Raw genomic sequence first — 22935 nt, forward strand, 5'->3', positions numbered from 1 at the left:
TTCGTCAATATACCGCTCAAGACGGCTCCTTCCGATCCTCCCATACCATCTCCACGCGAAACCCGTTCGAACCGGGCTGCGAGAAATAAAGACCCGATCTTCCTCCATACATATGGACGAGACGCTGGTGGGTGTTCCATAAGCCGAAGCTCGCATTCTCGTCTTTCGGCAGAGCCATTTTCCTTTGCAGCTCCATCATCTTTTCCTTATCCATTCCCGGGCCGTTGTCTTCGACGATAATCCGGTTAAGTCCGTCGCCCTGTTCGCCCGTTATCCGGATGAGGCCGAATTGCACATTGTCCTCCACGCCGTGGATGACTGCGTTTTCTACTAGAGGCTGTACGAGCAGGCGCGGAATTTCGAGGGAAAGCATCCGGTCCGCGATTTCGATCTCGTAATGGAACCGCTGCATGCGCATCGTCTGGATATTCAAATAGTTCTCGATCAGCTTGATTTCCTCGGCAAGTGTCGCGGTCGGCTTCTCCAGCCGTGTCGAATACCGGTAATATTCCCCCAAGTTCAGCGCCATCGCGCCGACCGCCTCCTTATCCCCAAGATTGGCCATATTTTTAATGTAGAACAAGCAATTGTACAAAAAGTGCGGGTTGATTTGCGACTGGAGCTGCTTAAGCGTAGCCTCCTTGGATCTCAGCGTTTCCTTGTACACCTTCTCGATCAAATCCCCGATCTGCTCCGCCATCTCGTTGAAGCTGTGGAACAGGAAGTCGAACTCGTTGTTCGTTTGCCGCTTCAGCCGCGAAGCATATTGTCCGTCCTTGATGCGCTGAACGCCTCGTATGAGCATCTGGATCGGCCGCTGGACGTTTCGGTACAGCAGCAGGGTGACCAGAATGCTGAGCGCCATCAGCAGGCAGATCGAGGCGTAGAACAAATTCCGGCTCGTGACGATAGGAGCGAAGATGCTTTGCAGCGGGACGATATCGACGAGGAACCAGCCCAAGCTTTCGGAGCGGATATAGTTGACGATATATTTGCCGTCGTCCAGATCGATCGTCAAGCTTCCGCCGGGCATAAGCTCCGTTCGTTCCAGCCGCTCCACGGTTCGGCTTACGAGCGTCCGGTCCGCGGTATAGCTAATAATCGGCTCCGCCCCGGCCTGATACAGGAACGGCTCATGCTCCCCTCCCTGCTTCAGCAAATTCAGCATGTTGCGCAAATTATCGTCGGTAAACCGGACCTCGACGAGCAAATTCGAGATGTCGCTTTCCTTTATTCGCGAGAAGAACGTTTGGGTGATGCCGAACGTAACCGCGCTCCGGTGCGTCCATTTTCTCCATTCCGGGCTGCGGATGTAGTTCTCGTCGTATTGAACCGAGTAATCGGTCGACAGCACTTCCTTGGAATCGGGCAAATGCAAAATGATTTGGTTGTTCCAGGCGCTAGTCGCGATTTGCATGTTCAACATCTCTACGATTCGGCTTTGCCGCTGGAGCTGGGTGAGCCGGGAATCTACATTTCTGCCGTTCAAATATTCCCGGATGCTGTAATCGCGGCTCGCCGTTACCGAATATTTCGTCAGCTGGTCGATCATCATTTCCATCTGGCTCATAAAGAAGGTGAGCCGGTTCCGGTTGCCGTTCTCGATCGTGTCGCGAACGACGTTTACGCTCACTTGATTCGAATACCCGTACAACAAAATGATCGGGATGAGCAGCGAGACGACGAGCAGTATAATTTTGCCGAACGTGTTCATTTGCCGTTCTCCCCGTCGATCAGCGCCTGGAACTCGCGATTCGCTTTGTCCGCCGCCGCAGTTATGTCTTCGTCCAGAAGTCCTTGGATGACAACATCGCCGATAATGTCGCGGGCTTGACCTACATTGACGACCTGCGGGCGGTCATGGCCGACGCCTACCCGCATCGATTCCATGACGACGCTAATATACTCCGAAGGGAAGCCGGATACGCCCTGCGGGTCGTTCCATACGGACGTCCGTGCTCCCGGGTTGCCCATTTGCTGAGATTTCATGACGACCTCCTTGCTCGTAGCCCACCGGATAAAAAGCCAAGCCGCATCTTTACGGACAGAGCCCGCATTCATCCCTAAGCCCCAGGCGGTCACGTTGAACGGCTTGGAACCTGCTTGTCCCGCCGGAAACATGGCGATTCCGACCTTGTCGGCAATGGACGATTGATGTGAGCCCATCGCGATCGAATAAATCGCGCTCGCATCGGTGTAGAACGCCGCCTTCCCCTGCGAGAACAGTCCGGCCGCCTGCTGCCAGCCTATATTGAATACGCCCGAAGGTCCGTACCGCTTCAGAAGCGTTACATAACGGCCGATCCCTCTAATCGCTTCCGGCGTATTGATAGCCGATCTGCCGTCCTTCTGAAAATCTCCGCCTTCCGAGTACAGAAACGACGAGAGCTGCGTCACAAGTGCGTTTCGCTGCCCTCTCGCCACGAAGCCGAACACGCCGTTAACCGGATCGTGCAAAGCTTTGGCGGCCGCCTCCAGCTCATCCATCGTCCGGGGAACGGACAATCCGGCCTGCGTCAGCAAATCTTTGCGGTAAAATAAAATTTGCTGCTCCGTTGACAACGGCATCGCCGCGATTTTCGAGTCATACGTAACGGATTCGATCGCAGTCTGCGAAAAATCCGCGAAGTCGTAGTTCGAATCGCCTGCTACGTATTTGTCCAGCGGCTGAAGCCACCCGTTACGGCCGAACGATTTCAGCTCTTCGAGGGGCCGGGTCATGAATACGTCCGGACTCGTGCTGCCGGCCGCAAACTGAACGGAAAGCTTCTGGCTCAGCTGCTCGTTCGTAAAGCTCGTCAAATCTACTTTCAGCCCCGTGCGGGCTTCGAATTCCGGCAATAAAGCCCGAATGGCGTCGGCTGCCGGGCTGTTGCCCATATATGCCGTAATGCTCCTTCCGGTAAGCGTCTCGCCCATTCCGCCGGGAACGGATTCCGCAGGCTGCCCGGCATCGCCCCGGCATCCGGACGTCAAGCCCGCCATAAGGGTAATACAGGCGATCAGGACCGCGCGGCGATTGCGGCTGCAAGTACGTTTCATGGCGGTCATCTCCTCGGCATATTCTCACGTTTCCATTATAGGAATAGCTTTACCCGGTTTGAAAATAGTATTTATTTAATAATCGCTATACATTGTTAACAGATTGCCGATTTGCAATAGAATTTCCATGATGGTACGTTGGGAAAGTAATCTGACTACTTCAACAGGCGAACGGAGGTATTGAGTGTGACGAAGCAGCTGACGGATTCGACCGTCCTAAGCAACGGAGTACAATGCCATGGCTCGGACTCGGCGTATGGAAAGCGGCCGAGGGCGGCGAAGTGGAGCTTGCGGTAAAGACGGCGATCGGCATCGGTTATCGCAGCATCGACACCGCAGCCGTATACGGCAATGAAGAGGGCGTAGGCAAAGCAATTCGCGAGAGCGGGGTTGCCCGCGATCAGTTGTTCATTACGACCAAAGTATGGAACTCCGATCAAGGATACGATATATCGCTTGCCGCATTCGAACTGAGCCTGCGCAAGCTCGGGTTGGACTATGTGGATCTGTATTGATGCACTGGCCGGTAAAGGGCAAATACAAAGATACGTGGAAAGCGTTGGAGAAGCTGTACAAGGACGGACGCGTGCGCGCTATCGGGGTCAGCAATTTCCATGTGCATCATCTGGAAGATCTGATGAAGGATGCGGAAACAAAGCCGATGGTCAATCAGGTGGAATATCACCCCCGTCTATCTCAGCGCCCGCTTCTCCGTTATTGCAAAGAACAAGGCATTCTATTGGAGGCGTGGAGTCCGCTCATGCAGGGCAAGGAGCTGCTGTCGCACGAGCTTCTGACGGAGCTGGCCGGTAAATACGGCAAATCGCCGGCGCAAATCATATTGTGGTGGGACCTGCAGCACGGCGTCGTTACAATTCCGAAATCGGTCACCCCGGCGCGCATCCGCGAAAATGCGGACATTTTCGATTTCGAGCTGTCAGCCGCGGATATGGAAAGGATCGACGGCTTGAATCTCGACCGCCGCGTCGGAGCCGACCCGGACAATTTCAATTTCTGATTGCAGCCTCGGCCTGACCTCTACGAAGCCGGGCTGTTTTTGCTTTTCGCTAACTCTTCCTCATGTACAGCTCCCTGAACTCCGACGGGGTCATCCCTTCATGCTCCATGAATCTTTTGTTGAAATAACTGGCGCTGGAATAGCCCGCTTCCTTGGCGATTTGCTGAATCGGCAAGTCCAGCTGCTCCAGCAGCCGCTGTTTGCCATACTGCAGCCTGCACAACGTAATGAAAGCAAGCGGCGTCATCCGGGTAGCCTTGCGGAACAGCTTGCAGAAATAGTAGGAGCTCACTTCCGCCTGCCCGGCCCAATATTCCAAATCGAACGGCTCTCTGGCCCGCTCCTGCATGTACGGCAGCAGCTCGGGGATGCGGTCCGCCGAAGCGGTGCCTTTAACGGCGGAGAACGGGACCGCGTGACCCATGAATTCCACGAGAAACGCATAAGTGAGCGCCGAAAGCTTCGTTTCGTGCAATATTTTGTGACGGCTGGCTTCTTCATACAGCGCGAGATGGGCTTCCTCCAGCGGCTTCACCTGGTTCATCGACCAAAGCGTAGAGCGGTGAAAGCCGTGCTCGATCATGAACTCCTTCAGCTTGTCGCCGTAGAAGTGCACCCATTTGACATGCCATGGATCGTCCTCGGAACTGTAGTACCGCTGTTCTTCCAGCGGGAAATACAGGAATGCACTCCCCGCCTGCAGCATATAGGATTTCCCTTCGATCTCGACATAACCTTTACCGCTTACGACCAGATGGATATTGAATTCGTTGATGGCCCCTTTTCCCCGATAAATGCTGTGCTCCGGGACGTCCCAGCTAGAGCCGACCGAAACGGGGGAACAAAAAAAACGCCGCTCCGGCAAAGTAGGCAAAATACATGGAAGGTTAGGCAACCGAACACCCCCGCACACGATCACGATGACAATATCGTGTTATTTAGTTCAATATATTATTATATTTATTCTATTATCAATCCTTTATAATGACAATATACTTTTAACAAAGCGAGGGATAACCTATGGTTGCAGCAAAGCTGCGGTGGGGTATCGTCGGTTGTGCGGGCATCGCGATCCGTTCCGTCGTACCCGGCATTCAACAATCCGCGCGAGGCGAGGTGGCGGCGATCGCAAGCCGCGATGAGACGAAGGCGAAACAAACGGCGGAGAAGCTCGGCATTCCGAAAGCATATGGAAGCTATGAAGCGCTGCTCGCCGACGGCGATATCGATGCCGTCTACATCCCTCTGCCCAACCATCTGCACAAGGAATGGACAATTCGCGCCGCCGAAGCCGGCAAGCACGTGCTGTGCGAGAAGCCTTTCGCAATAAATGCGAGTGAAGCGCAAGAAATGGTGGAGGCTTGCGACAAGCATGGCGTCAAGCTTGCCGAAGCGTTTATGTACCGTTATCACCCACGCTATTCGCGAATAAAGGAAATAATCAAATCCGGGGAGATCGGGACGATTCGCGGCATTCATGGAGCGTTTACGTTCAACAACTCGGCCAACACGACCAATTTCCGCAACGACCAGACGATGGGCGGCGGCTCCCTATACGATATCGGCGTTTACCCGATCAGCGCGGCACGGCTGCTGCTCGAGCGGGAGCCGGAAGCGGCTACCGTCCACGCCTTCTTCTCCCCCGAGCACGGAGGGGTGGATATGATGGCTTCCGGCCTGCTAGAGTTCGCCGGCGGGGTAGGCTTGACATTCGACTGCGCGATGTGGGCCGCCGGACGCAACACGCTGGAAGTGCTTGGCACTGACGGCAGAATCGAACTGCCATCCGCTTTCGTCTGCAGCCCGAGCGCTCCGTCGGTATTCTATGTGACGGCCAAAGGCCAGCGTCGGGAAGAACAGATGGAGGCGATCAATCAATACAGCCTGCAGGCGGACGATCTTGCGGCAAGCGTATTGGACGGGACCCCGCTTTCTTTCGCCTCTTCCGACGCCATTGCCAACATGCGGGTAATCGACGCTTGTCTCGAATCGGCGCGGACGCGCTCCCGCGTCACCATTTCCAACCGTTGAAAGGGGAAAATCCGCAATGAATTATTTCCAAATTCCAGGCTTGAACAAACCATGCGCCCAGCTTATGCTCGGAACGGATTATTTCAAACCGGAGCTGCTCGATACCGTCGGCGTCATCTTGGACGCATATATGGCAATCGGCGGCAATGCGATCGATTCGGCTTACATTTACGGCGGCGGGAAGAGCGAAGAAACGATCGGTCTGTGGATGGAATCGCGCGGCAACCGCGAGGATGTCATCGTTCTGACGAAGGGCGCGCATCACAATGCCAGCGGTCCCCGTGTCAACAAAGAGGCTATCGACGAAGAGCTGGCGATCAGCCTGCAGCGGCTCCGCACCGATTATGTCGATCTGTACGCACTGCACCGCGACGATCCGAACGTGCCCGTAGGACCGATTATCGAAGCGCTTAACGAACATATCGCTGCCGGCCGCATTCACGCTATCGGTGTTTCCAACTGGACACATACGCGCATACATGAAGCGAATGACTACGCCGCCGCACATGGACTTGTAGGCTTTACGTTCAGCAGTCCGAATTTAAGTCTCGCGAAGCCGAACGAGCCGTTCTGGGCCGGATGCGTTTCCGCGGACGCCGAGGCTTGCGCCTGGCATGAAGCGAATCAGTTCCCGCTGCTGTCCTGGTCTTCGCAAGCGCGCGGCTTCTTTACCGGCCTGTTCACCCCCGAAGTTCGCGATAACGCCGATCTCGTCCGCGTCTTCTACAGCGACGCCAACTGGGAACGGTATCGCCGGGCGGAGCAGCTCGCCAAGGAGCGGGGCGTATCGACGATTCAGATCGCGCTCGCATACGTATTGAACCAGCCGTTCCCGACATGCGCGCTGATCGGGCCCAAAAACGTAACGGAGCTCGAATCGTGCCGCGACGCGATGGCGATCAAGCTGAGCAAGTCGGAGCTCGACTGGCTGGACTTGTCCGCCGAGCTTAAGACCGTTTGAAATTGCCAACAGTAACAGCGACGATCTTCAGATTACAGCACCGTTCGGGTGAAACGCCCGGACGGTGTTTTGGTGTGCAAACCTATACGTTTAGCCGGCTCCCGTCGTCCGTCACATCACACACTCGCTGAGCGGAATTTCTACGTTCACTTTGCAGGTCAAACTTATACTGCCCCGGTCTCGCCCCACTAAATGGAAAACCTACAGTACAAGTAACAAGAATAGGGCAAATAATGAGCTATAACGGGAAAACCTACAGATAAATTCGCCAAAATCGGGCCCAAACAGCAAATTCGATAAAATATACTGCAGGTTTTCCAGTTCACAATCCGAAAAATCGAAAAAATCGAGAAAATAACGACATGTTTTCCAGTTACGGGAGCGGAAACGGTTCGTATTAGACGAATCAAATAAAGGCGCCCCCACACCCCAAAAAGTGACGCTAACCTTCGCAGGTTACGCCAAGGACTTTATCGGGGGTCTCCAACACCAGACTTTTAACTTGGTATGTTGCCTTATAAATGCAAAAAAAGGCTTCGGTCGGGAACGCCATTCCCGCCGAAGCCTTATGATGATCACGGCTTGCCGACCGCAGCAAACTTCGTTTGGAACGACAGCGCCATATCGAGATACGGCGCGTCGTTCGCCAATTCCGCCACGTCCTTGCGTCCGTCGCCGTTCATATCGCAAACGAACAAATCTCCGGTCGAATGGCCCCAAGGTCCCATCCGCGACAGCAGCTCGAATCGCAGCGGGCCGGTCTGCCGATAAACCGCGAACATTTTCGTTTCGGCATTCCAGAACAGCACGTCTTCTTTCCCGTCTCCGTTGAAATCGCCGATTTTCACTTGACCGTCCTCGCCTGTAGGTATCGTCAGCCGAAGCACGTTCCGCTTCCATTTCCGGGCGGCCGTATCCGGGACGAGCTCGATCCATCGCGAAGAATGCGGGAACGGGATCAACAACGAGTCATTCCCGTCACCGTCCAGATCGGCGACGTTAAGCCGAACCGGCAGGTTCCGGTCCCATGGGCGCGGCGCCAGCGGCACAAGCTCTTCTTGCATAAGCGAAAAGCTTTCCAATTGGCTGCCGTCGGCCGCTTCCCCGGCGATAATCCATCCGCTCCCTTTATTTCTTAGCGCGAACATGTCGCTCCAGCCGCTAGGTTTTCCCGTCTTCCAAGTACGGGATAAGACGAATTCCGACTGCCGGGAGCGATAGGACTCCAGCGTACCGTTAGCTCTCAATACCAACAGGTCGGATTTTCCGTCACCATTGTCGTCCAAGAGCGTCCAGACGTCGCCTTTCGAATAGCTAAGCTGACACCATACGGCCGGAGCAGACGATACTTCATTGCGCAGGCCGCGGAAATCGCCCGGCGTGACGACGATTTGCCCTTTGGTCCGATCCCATTCGACGATGTCCGCTTGACCGTCCCCGTTGACGTCGCCCACTTTGACAAAACCGGTGCGGTCTTTGCCGACCCTCATACTATGTGCCGGGACGAACGGGATGAAGTCCGTAATCGAGATGAAGCTGAAGCCTTTTTCGGCAAGCCGAGGCAGTAGCTTCTGCATGGGACTTTTCTCGCCGGCCGGATAACGGTAAAGCGGCACCCCGTCCTTCAGGACCGGTTCTCCGTCTTCGTCCGTAACCGGAAGCAAATGCTTGAATTCGAGGAAAGGGTGAAAAAAGAGTGCAGGAAGCTTGTCGGATTTGTTCAACTGATTCGTAATAATGTCGACATCGCGGTTATAAGGGATGTAGGATAACGGTGTTGGAACGTAAATGGCTCCTAACGAGGGTGATCCGTACCCGGTATTCCGCCCGGTCGAATATTGCGGCTGCAGCGCGTTGCGGTTCTCCTGAACGTTCGCTTGGAAGTGCAAGCCGAAGTAATTGCGGAACACCACATCCTGCTCGGGCAGCGTCCTGTAATGCGGAGCTTCCCAGAAATAAGGGAATAGGCCGATGCGGCGAAACTTCTCCGCCCCCTCTATGATCCGCTGCGACGCATATTGAGTCGTCATCGAATCTTTCACGTCGGGCATATAGAATTCATTGCCGATGCCGGATTCCTGATGGCCGTCTGCGCGGAACGTATCGCCTACCTGATGCGTATAACCGTGCATGCCGATGACCGCGCCGGATCGAGATGCTTCATGAAGCAGTGCGTCGAACGACCGCACATATTCGTTATCCACTTCGTCGATCGAGACGTCGTAACGGGCCCCATCCTTCGCGACATTGATCCATCGCGGGATCACGGCGATCTGATAACGGACTCCGCGTTCATTTAATAATCCGAGAACCGCTCTCAGCTTCCCAAGCTGTTCGGCTCCTTCATATTGGCCTCCGGGGCCGACATCTTCCAGCCGGAGCAATATTTGCTTCGGCATATTGTCGTTACCGAGCGCAGTTGCAAAATACAGCGTATAAAATAAGACGAATATTCCCGTCACGGCGAGCAGCAGACGCGTGCGGGGACGAAATGCGAGCAGCCGTCGTTTCTTAATGCGAGTCCCTCCTGGTGCCATTCAGTCTATGCAGGTGATTACCTAGTACTATGGTTGTATTATATCTAAACCGCTTACAAATTACATTAAAAAAAATGCCCGCATCGCTGAAAGTCGCATGAAATTTGTCGAATCCTGCAATTTTAGCCCCGCGCCCCCCGCCGTTTTCCTCGATAATATAAAAGATCCCGGCCGCATAGACCGGGATTGAATTCAATTTTCGCTGGCGCGCCTTCGCTAGCAAGCCGGTTACCCCGCCGCACTAGCCTGCTTCGACTGGCGATCGGCCGCCCTGAACGTCATAAGCAGCATGATGGCGGCCAAGCATAACGTTCCGCCGATGGCAAACGGCAAATGGATGTTCAAATGATACGCCCCCATTCCCATAAGCGGACCGGCGATCCGCCCCAAGCTGTCCATCGAGGAGTTCAAGCCTGTCGCGACGCCTTGTCCGACCTTCGTTTTCTGCGAAATGAGCGACAGCACGCAAGGTCTGATGAGTGCGTTGCCGGCCCCGAAGACAGTCAAATACAAGGTTGCCGTCAGCAAGCTGGAAGAGAGCAGAATCAGGAAAAAACCGATCGAGGAAAGAACAAGACCGATCGCGATCACCTTCGGCTCGTCCCCCGGCTTCACGAGCCTGCGCACGACCCCGCCTTGAATCGCCGCCCCCACGATGCCGCTGACCAAAAACATGATGCCAATGTCCATCGGGCCTGCGCCGAATTTGATCGCCTCGAAATATTGCAGCGTCCCTTCCATCCCGGCCAGCGTGAACGTTACGAAAAACGACAATATGTACAAATATTTCAACGAGCCCGAGAAAGCCGTCCAGCGGGATGCCCGCTTCTTTACGTCTCTGCGCTTGGACGCCGGCAGCGATTCCTTGAGCCTGGCGGCGGCAAGCAATAACGTGACGAAAGAGAGCGCCGATGCGACATAAAACGGGACGGACAGTCCGAAGCCGGTCAACAACCCTCCGACGGCCGGACCGAAGATGAATCCGAGTCCGATCGACATGCCGACCAGTCCCATTCCTTTCGTCCGGTTCTCTTCGGTCGTAATATCGGCCACGTAGGCGACCGCGCACGAAGTCGCCGCTCCGGAAAACAATCCGCCCAATATGCGGGACACGTACATCAGCCACAGTCGGTCTCCCGCCAAGCCGAGCAGCAGGAAGCTGACCGCGAACCCGGACAAGCCGAGGAGCAGAACGGGACGTCTGCCGATTCGATCCGATAGCCCTCCCCAGAACGGCGACATGAGGAACGATACCGCCGAATACAGCATGAGCATCATATTGAGGTGGAACGGACTCACAATTTCCGGCAATACCGGAATAATGATGCCGAACCCTATGAAAATCGTCATCAGCAGAAGCATAATCGCGCCAAGTTGCTTTCTCACCATAAAGTCCTCCGAAAAAAAGTATGGAGCTGCACCAAGCTCCAATTATCTTACCATAACTTTACGGTTGACAAAAATGAACAATTGAAGAACGAACAGCGCCGCGAGAACGAGCCCGCTCATAACAAACGGAGCATGATGGCTGAACGAATCCCACAGCTTGCCGGAAATGATCGGTCCGACCACGTTGCCGGAGCCTTCGATCGTAAGGAAAAACCCCCATATCGCTCCCCGTTTTTCTTTCGGAATGACCGATGCGATCAAGGCGTTCCAGGACGGAATGATCAGCGCATAGCCGATGCCGAGAAGCGTTACGAGCGCAAGCACGATATAGATCGATGAGACGAACGTAAAAGTCAGCAGCGTGAACGAGCTGAGCAGCAGGCCGATGTTTATAAACCACCGGGTACCGAAGCGGTCCACCAGCTTGCCGACCGGTATGAGGAACAGGACCGTAATCGCTCCTCCGGCGATCAGGAACATGCTGTACTGCGACGGGGTCAAATGAAGCACCGTGCGGGCATACAGCGTCAATACCGGGGTAAGCAGCCCGAGGGCGAACGTCTGCGCGAACAACGCCGGGTAAAACACCCAGCTGACGTTTAACGATCGTCTGACCTCGCCCAAATACTGGCGCGTCTTGCGCATTTGCCGGGTCCATAAGCTTTCACGCGGCTGTCCGGCATGTCTGCCTTTCAACTCGTTCAGCAGCGACTTTACGTCCGTGTCGCTGCGGCGGCGCTTCGGCATGAAATACGTCAGCAGCAAACAAACCGCCATCAGCAGGACAAGCAGCCGGAATGCCGGCGTATACGATTCCCCTATAAAAAAGTTGATGACGACCGGACCCAAACCGACTCCGGACAGCCACGATAAATAAATGATCGACATCGTCGTGCCGTTCGCTTGCTCGCCTACCGATTCGGTCGCCCCCGTAATGACGCTAGGCCATAGCGGCGAAGTGCCGATTCCGAGCAGCGTGCAGGAAACGATTATCCAAGCGGTATGCGTAAATGTAACCATAATGAGGACGGACGCGAACGTCACGAGAACCCCGGCCAGCATGACCGCCCGATAGCCGACTTTATCGATCAGCCAGCCTACAGGCGAACGGAATAGATTGTCTCCCAAATATTGAAGCGCCATCGTCCAGCCGATAATAAAGGTAGAGATGCCGAGTGCCGACTTCATGTAGATTGGCAGGATGGAGACCAATATCGCGCCCTTCACGAATTCCACGATAAACATGATAAGAAGAAGGATCACGACGAAAGGAGTAAAAAACGGCTTTTGACTTAACCAAAACGATTTCAGCTTGTTCATATATCCACCCTCTGCTCGCAGCTTGCTGAAGTTATGCGGAATTATCGCGGCATTGCCGCGGTATCTCTCCAGTGTTCCCCAAAAGGCATAGTAAATTACGGAAAACGGCAACACTTTCGTAACAAAACTTTGACTTGCATGTCCCGTCCAATTTGATATACTCAACTTTGTTTACGCAAATCATTTGCAATCGCCTGGAAAGAAGGGATGACCGCATTGGATCACAACCGCACTCCTTTGTTTACCGCGTTGACCGAGCACGCGTCCAAACGCCCGATACAATTCCATATCCCCGGACATAAGACGGGAGCCGGCGCCGACCCCGAATTCCGTTCGTTTATCGGGGACAACGCTCTATCGATCGACTTAATCAATATAGCACCGCTGGACGATCTTCATCAACCGACCGGCATTATTCAAGAAGCGCAGAAGCTCGCTGCCGACGCGTTCGGCGCACAATATACGATCTTTTCCGTCCAAGGTACGAGCGGGGCGATCATCACGATGATCATGTCCATCGTCGGCGAAGGCGACAAAATCATCGTCCCGCGCAACGTGCATAAGTCGATTTTGGCGGCTATCATTTTCTCGGGAGCGAAGCCGGTCTTCCTCTCCCCCGCCCGCGACCAAAATCTCGGCATCGATCATGGCGTAACGACAAGCTCGGTCAGGAAGGCGCTCGCCAGACACCCTGACGCGAAAGCGGTGCTTGTCATCAATCCTACCTACTACGGGGTTTGCGCCGATTTGCAGGAAATCGTCGATCTGGTGCACAGCTACGATATTCCGGTGCTGGTCGACGAAGCGCATGGGGCGTTGATTCATTTCCATGACGACCTGCCCTTGTCCGCCATGAAAGCCGGCGCCGATATGGCGGCGACAAGCGTGCACAAGCTGGGCGGCTCGATGACCCAAAGCTCCGTATTGAACGTGCAAGGTCCGCGCGTCAACCAAAGACGCATCCAGACGATTATCAGCATGCTGACTACGACATCCACGTCGTATTTGCTGCTCGCCTCCTTGGACACGTCTAGAAGAAATCTGGCGCTGAACGGCAAAGCGATGGCGGAGAAAGCGATCGGACTGGCGCAATACGCGCGCAGGAAAATTAATGAAATACCGGGTCTGTACTGCTTCGGGGAAGACATACTCGGCACGGAAGCGACGTTCGATTACGATCCGACCAAGGTTACCGTCCATATCCGGCATTTGGGCATTACGGGCTATGATGTGGAGAATTGGCTTAGGGACCGTTATAATATCGAGATCGAGCTTAGCGATATGTACAACATCCTTTGTTTGATCACACCCGGGGATACGCAGGAAAACGTGGACATTTTGCTGGAAGCTTTGACGGTGCTGGCCAAAGAGTACGCGGACAATCAAGCCAACGAGCTGGTCGTGAAAATTCCGGAAATTCCGCAGCTTTCCCTGACGCCGCGGGACGCGTTCTACGGCGACACGGAGCTGGTGCCGTTCAAGGAATCGGCGGGACGCATCATGGCCGAGTTCATCTACGTTTATCCGCCCGGCATCCCGATCTTGCTGCCCGGCGAAGTGATATCCCAGGAAAATATCGATTATATCGTCGACCATCTCGAAGTCGGACTGCCGGTTAAAGGACCGGAAGACCGTACGATCGAGTTCGTCAAAGTTATCGTCGAAACGAAGCCAATATATTAAAGGTCCCCCAAAAGTGAAGAATGCCTTCGAAGCTTATTCCTATTACTTTCGGGGGAGCCCCCTTACTATCCCCTAAAAATGACTTTGGCAAAGCAAAGGAGATGGTCCCGCGAGGCGGTGCCATCTCCTTTATTATTAATCTATCAATCTCTCAGTATTGCTCCTTCACCGGCATGGATGGCATGAGCTGCTTCAAAAAATCGGACACTTCCTCCGCCTCTCTCGCCTCCAGGTGAAACGCGCGCTGCAAGTATAGTAAATTGTCGAGGTCGTCGTAATCCAAAAGGGAAGACCGGTTCGTCTGCATACAAATGATAAGCGGTTTGCCGAAAAACACGGAGGTGTATACGATACCGAAATCGTAACGCGCCCGTTCGCTCGCATAGCCGACAAATTGGATAGTCGCCTGCTCGGCCGTATCATATAAACGTTCGAACATAGGTTCACGCTCCCTTTGGTTTGAATTTTCTGAATATTTACACTATATCACGCTGCGATTCGGTTTGACAATAATAAAAAAGCATCATGTTGTAAATACATAGACGAAATGCTATGATGTTCATGGTAAAAACGGAACGACAAGGATGGTGCAACGATGGCGCAAAGCGCTTACATTTATCTTGTGGACGGATCGGCCGCCTCCACCTTGACGCTAGACGAGTTGAAAGAGCATCTGGGCCGTTACAAGGAACAAACCTCGCTTACCGGCAAGCAGCTCGGATGGGATTATGCCGCATCGGCCTTTCCGTACTCGGTGGAAACGAAGCCCGAGGGGCAAGGCAAATGGTTTTACTTGAAAGGAAGCAATCCTCTTTACAAATATATTTTGTTCGGTGTCGGCAGCAAGAAGGTGGACGATCAGGACAAGCCGTACATACAAGTCACGCTCCCGGACGACGCGACCGTCGGAGACAAGTCCAAAGGCAATGAATTGTGCAAATATTTGGCCCGCCATCTGAAGGCCGAGCTGCATTTGTTCAACGGACGCACGATGTACTTCAATCCCCGCAAGTGACATCGAAAAAGCCCCTCTTCATCGCGGGATGAGGAGGGGCTTTTTTCCAATATTACGCTTGCGATTCGGACTCTACGATTTCCTCGTATACCGCCGTCACATGCTCCCATTCGGCGTCGTCTTCGATATTGACCAGAACCGCGTCTTCGCCGTCCTCGTCAACCCGGAAGATGATGCTGTCCGCTTCCGGATCGTTCCGATCCAGCAATACGGCATAAGTTTTTTCTTTCGTTTCGAACGTATATACGATCACCATTTCGTGTTCGTTGCCGTCTTCATCGGTCAGAATAAACACATCTTCCTCGTGCTCATCCCCGCAGCCGCAGTTATCGCCGTGCTGATGCTCGCTCATGCCAAGCCCTCATTTCATCGATTGGATTTCAAATCGTTCCTATCGTACCATTTTCCAAATTATCGGTCAATGAAGGCTTGCATTGTGCGGTTTACTCGGAAATTATCGTTTTCTCGGATACGACGGCGTAGTCTTGCGATTCGTTCAATTTGATTTTGAATTGAACCTTGTATTTCCCGACCGTGTCGAACGAGACGCTCTCGAGCGGCCAGCTGTACCAGAAGCTTTCCTTGCTTTCCTGCTGCAAGGAAACTACGGAACGGATGACGGTTCCATCCGGCGACACGAGATCGATCTTGAACGAATGAATCGGCGTCGTCAAGCTGTCGACCTGGGCGGCAACGACGAAATCCAGCTTATTCCCTTTGCTTACTTTGCCGAACGGCGTCTTGGGCGAATCGTCTTTGGCGATGTCTCTTGCTACGAACATATGTACATTCGGTTTGTAAATGGAAGCCGTCTTCGTTTCTTCGTCCCATTTTACGACAGCCTGCAAAGAATCCGACAGCTCTCTAAGCGGCAGGACGACGCGTCCTCCGGTCATGAAGCCGGGAACGTCTCCGGCCGGCACCTCTACGTTATTCAAGAGCACTCTGACTTTCGAATATCCTTGATACTCTCCCCACGGCGAGCTGGCATATGCGATTCCTGTTCCAAGTACGACCAATGTAGCGGTAAGGACGGCAAGCCGCTTCACATTCATTGCAAAAACCTCCACGTCAGCATTTCGTTGTACTCTGTTATACTTCGAAATATAACGAAAGTTGCGGAGCATGAAGCGAAAAATAATTGCAATTTGCCGTAAAAATAGTTACAATATTGTATTAAATTTCCATACTTCGCAAAAGTCTAGCAAGTAGAAAAGATTGACAAATTTATATATTACACCACAAACGAGTCAGTTGTAAACAAAAATTAACATACATAGAATGTTGTTACGCCTACCGGAAAAATCAAGTAAACTGACATATATATCTACTATTGAAAGAGGAAGCGGGAGTCATCATGAGCCATTATAACGGACTGCATGTCGAAATCGACCAGATGAAGAAACTGCTTGAGCACACGGCAAAGGAATACATGTATAATTTCAGACATCCCCAAGTCGTGGAAATCAGTCAGCAGTTGGATCGCTTAATCGTAAAAGTGATGGGGTACGGCCGGTAACGCCTCCCACATTCCTTCCATAATCAGCCTTGCCCGCCTTTGCCGCCCGAGAAGCGCAAAGGCTTTTTTTCATTATAGGCCTCCGCCGGTTACGGATCGACCTCCAACTCCTTGATCCGCCTCTCGGCATAACGAGTATCCTTGTAAGCAAAATACGTTTCCGCCTTCTCGACGATCACCGCTCCGTTATACTCGGGAATTCCCGCATAAGGCTCGTACACGCCTTTTGGAAACAGCACGTTTCCTTCGGGCCAGTACACCTCGATATTGCCCTGCCGGATATCGGCGAATTTGGCCCGCCCGTACAGCGTTCCGCTCCGGTTGTAGACGACGACCGCTTCCCCTTCCCCAATCCCGAGCTCCCGCGCATCCGCAGGATGCAGCAGCACGTCTTCACGCATTGCGGCATTAAACGGATCTTTATTGTTGTACACCATCGAATTGAACTGCTTCCCCCGTCGGGTCGTCGCGTAGAAATGTCCTTCGGGCTTCCGCAGCTCCGGCAGCTGGATCGGAATAAGCTTGCCTTTGCCGTCGGGAGTCGGACAGCTCCCTTCCTCGCACAGCCATACGCCGCCCCATTGGAATACGTCCCCGGATTGGGACAGATGCTGGATGCCATCATAATAGGGAACGGCTGCGGCGATTTCGTCGCGTATATGCTGGGCCGATCGGAATACAATCTTCGACTTCAGCTCCGGCTTCACTCTCGCGGCCAAATCGGTGATGATATCCCACTCCGCCCGCGCTTCGCCGATCCGCGGACCTGCGATCTCCGGACTAAAATACACCATCCGTTCCGTGCTGGTCGATGTGCCGCCTCCCGGCTGCTCGTAGCGCGTCATCGCAGGCAGCACGATCACCTCTTCCCCGGCGTCGGCGAGCGTCGAGCTGTTCAGAATAATATCCTGATGAACTCTCAGCTCCACGCTTTCCAAACATTTTCTGATAAAATCGGGCTTCGGCATCGTTTCCAGAAAATTGCCGCCGCTCATGTACAATACGCGGGTACGGCGCTCATGACCGTCCGGCAGCAACGCATTCTCGAGCGACAAACCGACGATATCCCCTTGCCAGGCCGGAATCGGAAATCCCCAAAGCGCCTCGAACCGTTGGCGGCTCTCTTCGTCGATCGGTCCTCCTCCCGGCAGCGACATCGGTTCGGCGCCCATCTCCCCTGCGCCCTGCACGCTGCTGTGTCCGCGAATCGGCATGAGTCCGCAGCGCTCCCTGCCGACGAAGCCGCGCAGCATGGCCAGATTGGCAAGCTGGGATACGTTGTCGGTCCCGAACCGATGCTGGGTCAAGCCCATGCTCCAGACGAACACCGCGCTCTTAGCCGACGCGAGCATCCGGGCGAATTCGCCGATTCTCTCCTTCGTAAGTCCCGAGCTTTTCTCCAGAACGGGCCAGTCCAGTGAGCTCACATGCCTTCGCAGCTCCTCGCAGCCTGTCGTATGCTCGTTTATAAATTTCCGGTCGAGCGCCGAGCCGGGCCGCTCCCGCTCCATTTCGAACCAATGCTTCATGATACCGTTCGCGAGCGCGATATCGCCGCCGATATGGACCTGCACGAAATCATCGACCATCTTCGTGCCGAACAGCGCGCTTTCCGGTATGGACGGAATCCAATAGTTTTCCATCGCCGGCTCGCGATACGGGTTTACGACGACGATTTTCGTCCCCGCCTTCTTCGCGGCATACATATATTTGGTGGAAACGGGCTGATTGTTGGCCGCGACGGAGCCCCAGAAGACAAGCACGTCGGTGCCGATCCAATCCTTATAGCTGCAGCTGGAAGCGCCGATGCCGAGCGAGCGCTTCAAGGCCGTTTTGCTCGGGGAGTGGCATATGCGCGAGGCATTGTCGATATTGTTCGTGCCGAGAAAACGCGCCACTTTGGAAGCGGCGTAATAGACCTCGTTCGTGATGCCGCGGGCCGTCCAGTAAAAGGCAAGCTGCTTCGGGTCGATGCCGCGGATTTTGGCCGCGATCCGATCCAGCGCCTCGTCCCACGTTATACGCTCAAACCGGTTCTCCCCTTTCCGGCGTATAAGCGGATACGGAATGCGCCCGAGCTTGCGCAGCCGGGTGCTGTCCATCGCCTTCAGCCGCTCGATGTCGCCGAACCAATGAGGCTCTATCTCCGGCATCGTATTCAACCGCAGCACATTGAGCCGGGTCGTGCACAGATGCGGGCCGGTCAGCGTCTGGTCGCGCAGCCCCGATACGCCGAGCGCGCAGCCGTCGCATACTCCTTTCGTCAAAATCCGGTAAGCGTACGGCAAGTTGTCGCGATTGTCGTAAAGCGCTTTCAAAGTATCCCAAATATGATGGGGCTTCACCTTGCCTAAGCCGAGGGGGGCGGGGCTGACCCATAGTGACGGCTTCGGCGACTGGTCGAGCCTGATCGGCCCGGTATGCTTCGTTTTTCCCACGATGGACTCCTCCGTTCGATAGCGTTCCATGCTATTATGATAACATGAACCCGCTTCGGCGGCATCCCGGGATTTTATACGATTAGGAGTGTTCCTATGACTATCGACGCATCCGTAACCGAGTGGTCGGTCCGCAAATATTCGGGCGATGATTGGACATTGGAAGAAGATACGGTCGCCAGCGAATACCCTCTCACCGTCTTCGTCAACGATACCGAATTCGCCACGCTCGTCTGTTCGCCTTCCGATCTGGAGGAAATGACCGTCGGCTTCCTCGCTTCGGAAGGCGCTATTCGTTCGTACGGCGACATTGCCGAGCTCTCCATCGATACGGACCGCGGCTTCGCCTACGTCGGCCTCGTTCGAAGGGACGCACTCGATCCGGCCCTGTTCTCCAAGCGCAGAATCGGCTCCTGCTGCGGCAAAAGCCGGCAATCGTATTATTTCCACAGCGACGCGCAAACGGCGCACCCGATCAGGTCTACGCTAACCGTGGACGCGAACCGCTGCTATGAACTGATGCGCAGCCTGCACGCGGCATCGGACACCCACCGGCTGACCGGCGGTGTGCATGGCGCCGCTCTTTGCGGGGAGACGGGGATCACCGTTCATTATGCCGATATCGGCCGGCATAACGCCTTGGATAAATTGTACGGCCATTGCCTGATGCACGGGTTGTCCGCCGCGGATCGGACAATCGCCTTCAGCGGGAGACTTTCCTCGGAAGTCGTGCTGAAGGCGGTCAAGATCGGATCTCCTGTCCTGCTTTCCAAATCGGCGCCTACGGACTTGGGACTGCGGCTCGCCGACGAGCTGGGCTTAACCGCCGTTGGATTTTTGCGGGGAGGCTCCATGAACGTATATACGCATCCCGAACGAATCGCAACTCACTTCACGTAACGGGTCAGCACGCAAGGAATGCCGTTTCCGACCGCGCCGGGCTGCTCCATTCTGGCCATATACCGGATGCCTCGTGCGCATTGCTGCTTGCAGACGGCGCATACGTCGGACGTGACCAACTTGAAGTGTGCCTGCGGTCTGGCCGAAGATACGTGCTTCTTTATTTTTTTGCCTGCCATCGTCATACCTCCCGCCATAATACATCGATCGAATGCTTCATTCGCAATGTATCCTATGCGGGAGCGGATGACGCAGACTCCGCACCTGTCCCGTGGAATCGTAATTTTGCGTCTAAGATCGGCGGTTTTGCGAAAAATTTGTCGAATGTCGAGAGCGCATTCTTTTCATCTTTGTGGAAAAATGATACATTTAACGTAATGTGTCTTTTGGCCGAAGGAGGAAGCGTATGAGTATGGATATCCGGATGATCGGCACCGGCCAAGCATTCGCTAAAAAATATTTCAACAATAACGCGCTCGTCACTTGCAACGGTTATACGCTTTTGATCGACTTCGGCATTACCGCACCGCTCGCGATGTATCATATGAACGTCCCGCTCGATGCCATCGACGGCGTGTTCGTCACCCACCTTCACGCGGATCATATCGGCGGATTCGAGGAGCTGATGCTTCGTCTGAAGTTCAATTACAACAAAAAACCGACGCTGTTTATCGAAGAGCATCTGATCGCGCCATTCTGGGACTATTCTCTTAGAGGCGGGTTGGAGTTCGGGGCGGACAGCCGGCAGTCGCTGGAAGATTTCTTCCACATCGTGCCGTTATCGGTCGGAGTTCCGAAAGAAATACATTCGGGGTTCCGTCTCGAAATTTTGCCGACGAGACATTTCCTGGATATGCCCAGCTATTCGGTCATTCTGAACGACCAATTGTTCTACAGCGGGGATACCGTATTCGATCCGGAGCTGATCCGTACCGTGCACGAACGGGGCTGCCTTTATTTGCTTCACGATTGCCAGCTGGAGGGCCATGGCCTCGTACATGCGACGCTCGCGGAGCTGCTTACGCTGCCCGAGGAGATTCAGCAAAAAATATGGCTGATGCATTACGGAGACAACATGGAGAATTATATCGGCAAAACCGGACCGATGACGTTCATGATTCAGCACAAAACGTATTCGTTCCCTATTCCGGCATCCGCGACATAGTATAAGAAAAGCTTCTGATCGAAGCCTTCTCGATGATGTTCATTCGTGTTTTAGCGGTAGCTTATTCTTGGTAAGCAAAGTCTCTCTTCGCTTTAGTGCTTTAGCGAAGTTAAACTTTCCTTATCGTTAAGAAAAACATTTATCGCCGTAATTTCATGGATGAGCGACCGCGAGCAAGAGAGACGCTGTCCGTCAGCCGCATAACAAAAAAACCGGGCGATGCCCGGTTCTTTTCCAAAACCCTATTCAAAACGCGGCAAATTGTCCAAATTGTTGCTCGGATCCCCGTCAGCGTCTCCCCGGATGTACGTTTCGCCGTCTCTTCCTTTAAATGCATTGACGCCCTGGATCGCACCCGATTTCACTTCCGTCAGCGCCTGCTCGTAATTCAAAACCCGGCCGCTGGACGTCTTGAAGGCGGTAATGTCCCCGTCGCCATTTTTTTGGACGGCGATGAACGACTCCCGGTCGTTACCCGACTCGTTATTCATGTTGTGCGTCTCCTTCCTGGTGTGGATTACGTCCTGCATGGATAGTTTTCCCTCCCTCGATCATTTTATGATAACTTTAGCGTTTCTTAAGCAAATCTATAAGGTATCGATATAGGAATCGGTTGCTCGGGATGGTATGGTGGTCTTAACTTTCCTAACATTACGGTGGAGGTAATGTTATGTTGCAAGGTTTGTTATGGGCTCTCGCGGGACTGGGCATCGTCAGCTTCATTGGCGCGTATGGACTTCTTCACAATGCAACCCATAGAATGAAGATGGATCGCAATTATCGTCTGCTCGCCGCCCGCGATGTGCTGACCGGCCTGATTCATTACGACGAATTTTACGTCCAGCTGGAAAAGCTGCTGCGCATGGAATCCAAAGTGCTGCTCGTCATGATCGACTGCAACGATCTGAAATCGGTCAATCATACGCACGGGGCTGCGGGCGGAAACCGGATATTGAGGCAAATTGCCGATCTGATGAGCCTTTCTTTCCCGAATGCGGCACTGCTGTCCCGATACGGCGGGGATGAATTCGCCATGGTGTTCTGCAAGCTCGACGCCGAGCATGTCGATTCGATTAAGCGGTTTCTGGAATCCGAAATTCCGAAGCTGACCGGCATCCAGATCGCCCACGGACATTCCGTCTTCCCCGAAGACGGCACGACTAACGAGCAATTGATCCGCGCGGCGGAAGCAGGCTTGGAGGCGATGAAGCGCGAGCTCCGGCAGAAGCGCGAAAGCCATATCGAGCATTCCGAGAAGCTGCGCGTGATGGGAGAGTTGGCCTCGGGCATGGCCCACGAAATCCGCAACCCGCTCACAACCGTCAAAGGCTTTCTGCAAATATCCCGTACGAACGGCTACAATATCGAGCCGTGGTATGACATGATTATGGACGAGATTAACCGGATGACGGCGCTGACGGGAGAGTTTTTGCGTTTCTCCAAGCCTCATGCGACGGACTTCAAGCTGTGCCCGTTGCAAGCCTGTGTGCAACGGGTCATCTCGCTCACCGAATCGGAAACGTCCCGTCTCGGCCACGAGCTCGTATGCGAGATGACGCCGCAGCCGATGGAAATATGGATGGACCAGGACAAAGTCGTACAAGTGTTGCTGAATTTGGTGAAAAACGCGTTCGAGGCGATGCCCGAGCAAGGCATCGTGAAGATCGGGCTTTCCCGAATAGACGGCTTCGCGGTTATCGCGGTGAGCGATTCCGGGATCGGTATGACGCGGGACGAGTTGGATTGCATTTTTCAGCCCTTCTATACGTCGAAGGAAGAAGGAACCGGGCTCGGGCTGCCGATATGCCAGAAAATCGTTCAGGATCACGGCGGAACGATCGAGGTCGAAAGCGAGAAGAGCAAAGGAACGACGTTCCGCGTCACGCTTCCCCTACATAAGCCTCCTGCGGAATGAGA

At 54.0% G+C, this 22935-nt stretch carries 20 protein-coding genes and 1 pseudogene; 9 read left to right on the plus strand and 12 right to left on the minus strand.

Going from position 1 to position 22935, the window contains the following annotated elements:
- Nucleotides 1-16: 16 nt before the first annotated feature.
- Nucleotides 17-1714 (minus strand): sensor histidine kinase, encoded by a 1698-nt coding sequence (locus FE783_RS27375; RefSeq protein ID WP_138882557.1) that lies wholly within the window; start codon nucleotides 1712-1714, stop codon nucleotides 17-19.
- Complete coding sequence (locus FE783_RS27380; RefSeq protein ID WP_138882558.1) at nucleotides 1711-3042, minus strand: ABC transporter substrate-binding protein; 1332 nt, start codon at nucleotides 3040-3042, stop codon at nucleotides 1711-1713. The genes FE783_RS27375 and FE783_RS27380 overlap by 4 nt, the downstream gene beginning before the upstream one ends.
- A 186-nt stretch (nucleotides 3043-3228) precedes the next feature.
- Here FE783_RS27380 and FE783_RS27385 point away from each other — a divergent pair.
- Nucleotides 3229-4060 (plus strand): annotated as a pseudogene (locus FE783_RS27385) (aldo/keto reductase).
- 49 nt (nucleotides 4061-4109) lie between these two features.
- On the opposite strand, the gene FE783_RS27390 reads toward FE783_RS27385, so the two are convergent.
- The gene (locus FE783_RS27390; RefSeq protein ID WP_238403276.1) at nucleotides 4110-4955 is read right to left on the minus strand and encodes a helix-turn-helix transcriptional regulator; all 846 of its coding nucleotides are present in this window, start codon (nucleotides 4953-4955) and stop codon (nucleotides 4110-4112) included.
- 125 nt (nucleotides 4956-5080) lie between these two features.
- On the opposite strand from FE783_RS27390, the gene FE783_RS27395 reads away from it, so the two are divergent.
- Nucleotides 5081-6091, plus strand: a complete 1011-nt coding sequence (locus FE783_RS27395) for a Gfo/Idh/MocA family protein (protein WP_138882559.1) — start codon at nucleotides 5081-5083, stop codon at nucleotides 6089-6091.
- Nucleotides 6092-6107: 16 nt separating this feature from the next.
- On the plus strand, nucleotides 6108-7052 hold the full coding sequence (locus FE783_RS27400) for an aldo/keto reductase (protein WP_138882560.1): 945 nt from the start codon (nucleotides 6108-6110) through the stop codon (nucleotides 7050-7052).
- Between the two features lie 575 nt (nucleotides 7053-7627).
- Here FE783_RS27400 and FE783_RS27405 read toward each other — a convergent pair.
- The 3 genes from FE783_RS27405 to FE783_RS27415 all read right to left on the minus strand — a co-directional run bounded on the left by FE783_RS27405 (nucleotide 7628) and on the right by FE783_RS27415 (nucleotide 12298).
- Entirely contained in the window at nucleotides 7628-9589 is a 1962-nt protein-coding gene (locus tag FE783_RS27405; RefSeq protein WP_138882561.1) for a DUF2334 domain-containing protein, read from the minus strand.
- Nucleotides 9590-9817: 228 nt separating this feature from the next.
- Complete coding sequence (locus FE783_RS27410; protein WP_138882586.1) at nucleotides 9818-10975, minus strand: MFS transporter; 1158 nt, start codon at nucleotides 10973-10975, stop codon at nucleotides 9818-9820.
- A gap of 45 nt (nucleotides 10976-11020) precedes the next feature.
- Nucleotides 11021-12298 (minus strand): MFS transporter, encoded by a 1278-nt coding sequence (locus FE783_RS27415; RefSeq protein ID WP_138882562.1) that lies wholly within the window; start codon nucleotides 12296-12298, stop codon nucleotides 11021-11023.
- Between the two features lie 216 nt (nucleotides 12299-12514).
- Between FE783_RS27415 and FE783_RS27420 the strand changes: the two genes are divergently transcribed.
- Nucleotides 12515-13981, plus strand: coding sequence for an aminotransferase class I/II-fold pyridoxal phosphate-dependent enzyme (locus FE783_RS27420; RefSeq protein ID WP_476638931.1), 1467 nt, complete (start codon nucleotides 12515-12517; stop codon nucleotides 13979-13981).
- A 151-nt stretch (nucleotides 13982-14132) separates the two neighbouring features.
- Here the strand turns inward: FE783_RS27420 and FE783_RS27425 are convergent, their stop codons facing one another.
- Nucleotides 14133-14420, minus strand: coding sequence for an SAV0927 family protein (locus FE783_RS27425; RefSeq protein WP_138882564.1), 288 nt, complete (start codon nucleotides 14418-14420; stop codon nucleotides 14133-14135).
- Nucleotides 14421-14576: 156 nt separating this feature from the next.
- On the opposite strand from FE783_RS27425, the gene FE783_RS27430 reads away from it, so the two are divergent.
- A complete protein-coding gene (locus tag FE783_RS27430; RefSeq protein WP_138882565.1) occupies nucleotides 14577-14996 on the plus strand; it encodes a DUF1885 family protein in 420 nt (139 codons plus the stop codon).
- Nucleotides 14997-15048: 52 nt separating this feature from the next.
- On the opposite strand, the gene FE783_RS27435 is transcribed toward FE783_RS27430, so the two are convergent.
- Both FE783_RS27435 and FE783_RS27440 read right to left on the minus strand, forming a co-directional pair.
- Nucleotides 15049-15348, minus strand: a complete 300-nt coding sequence (locus FE783_RS27435) for a DUF1292 domain-containing protein (protein WP_138882566.1) — start codon at nucleotides 15346-15348, stop codon at nucleotides 15049-15051.
- A 91-nt stretch (nucleotides 15349-15439) separates the two neighbouring features.
- Complete coding sequence (locus FE783_RS27440; RefSeq protein WP_138882567.1) at nucleotides 15440-16051, minus strand: stalk domain-containing protein; 612 nt, start codon at nucleotides 16049-16051, stop codon at nucleotides 15440-15442.
- Between the two features lie 302 nt (nucleotides 16052-16353).
- On the opposite strand from FE783_RS27440, the gene FE783_RS27445 reads away from it, so the two are divergent.
- Complete coding sequence (locus FE783_RS27445; RefSeq protein ID WP_138882568.1) at nucleotides 16354-16515, plus strand: aspartyl-phosphate phosphatase Spo0E family protein; 162 nt, start codon at nucleotides 16354-16356, stop codon at nucleotides 16513-16515.
- 89 nt (nucleotides 16516-16604) lie between these two features.
- Here FE783_RS27445 and FE783_RS27450 read toward each other — a convergent pair whose 3' ends face one another.
- Nucleotides 16605-18953: an FdhF/YdeP family oxidoreductase gene (locus FE783_RS27450; protein WP_138882569.1), complete on the minus strand. Its 2349-nt coding sequence runs from the start codon at nucleotides 18951-18953 to the stop codon at nucleotides 16605-16607.
- Between the two features lie 96 nt (nucleotides 18954-19049).
- Between FE783_RS27450 and fdhD the strand changes: the two genes are divergently transcribed.
- Nucleotides 19050-19853 carry a formate dehydrogenase accessory sulfurtransferase FdhD gene (gene fdhD / locus FE783_RS27455; RefSeq protein ID WP_138882570.1) on the plus strand — a complete coding sequence of 268 codons (804 nt, stop codon included), beginning with the start codon at nucleotides 19050-19052 and terminating at the stop codon, nucleotides 19851-19853.
- Here fdhD and FE783_RS27460 read toward each other — a convergent pair.
- A complete protein-coding gene (locus FE783_RS27460) occupies nucleotides 19841-20038 on the minus strand; it encodes a hypothetical protein (RefSeq protein ID WP_420799772.1) in 198 nt (65 codons plus the stop codon). The genes fdhD and FE783_RS27460 overlap by 13 nt on opposite strands.
- A 221-nt stretch (nucleotides 20039-20259) precedes the next feature.
- On the opposite strand from FE783_RS27460, the gene FE783_RS27465 reads away from it, so the two are divergent.
- Nucleotides 20260-21018: an MBL fold metallo-hydrolase gene (locus tag FE783_RS27465; RefSeq protein WP_138882572.1), complete on the plus strand. Its 759-nt coding sequence runs from the start codon at nucleotides 20260-20262 to the stop codon at nucleotides 21016-21018.
- A 242-nt stretch (nucleotides 21019-21260) separates the two neighbouring features.
- Here FE783_RS27465 and FE783_RS27470 read toward each other — a convergent pair whose 3' ends face one another.
- Complete coding sequence (locus tag FE783_RS27470; RefSeq protein ID WP_420799773.1) at nucleotides 21261-21548, minus strand: DUF3892 domain-containing protein; 288 nt, start codon at nucleotides 21546-21548, stop codon at nucleotides 21261-21263.
- Nucleotides 21549-21688: 140 nt separating this feature from the next.
- Between FE783_RS27470 and FE783_RS27475 the strand changes: the two genes are divergently transcribed.
- Nucleotides 21689-22933 carry an ATP-binding protein gene (locus FE783_RS27475; protein WP_138882573.1) on the plus strand — a complete coding sequence of 415 codons (1245 nt, stop codon included), beginning with the start codon at nucleotides 21689-21691 and terminating at the stop codon, nucleotides 22931-22933.
- Nucleotides 22934-22935 lie beyond the last annotated feature (2 nt).

The sequence above is a fragment of the Paenibacillus mesophilus genome (assembly GCF_005938385.1).
In the GTDB taxonomy this organism is placed as follows: domain Bacteria; phylum Bacillota; class Bacilli; order Paenibacillales; family NBRC-103111; genus Paenibacillus_AB; species Paenibacillus_AB mesophilus.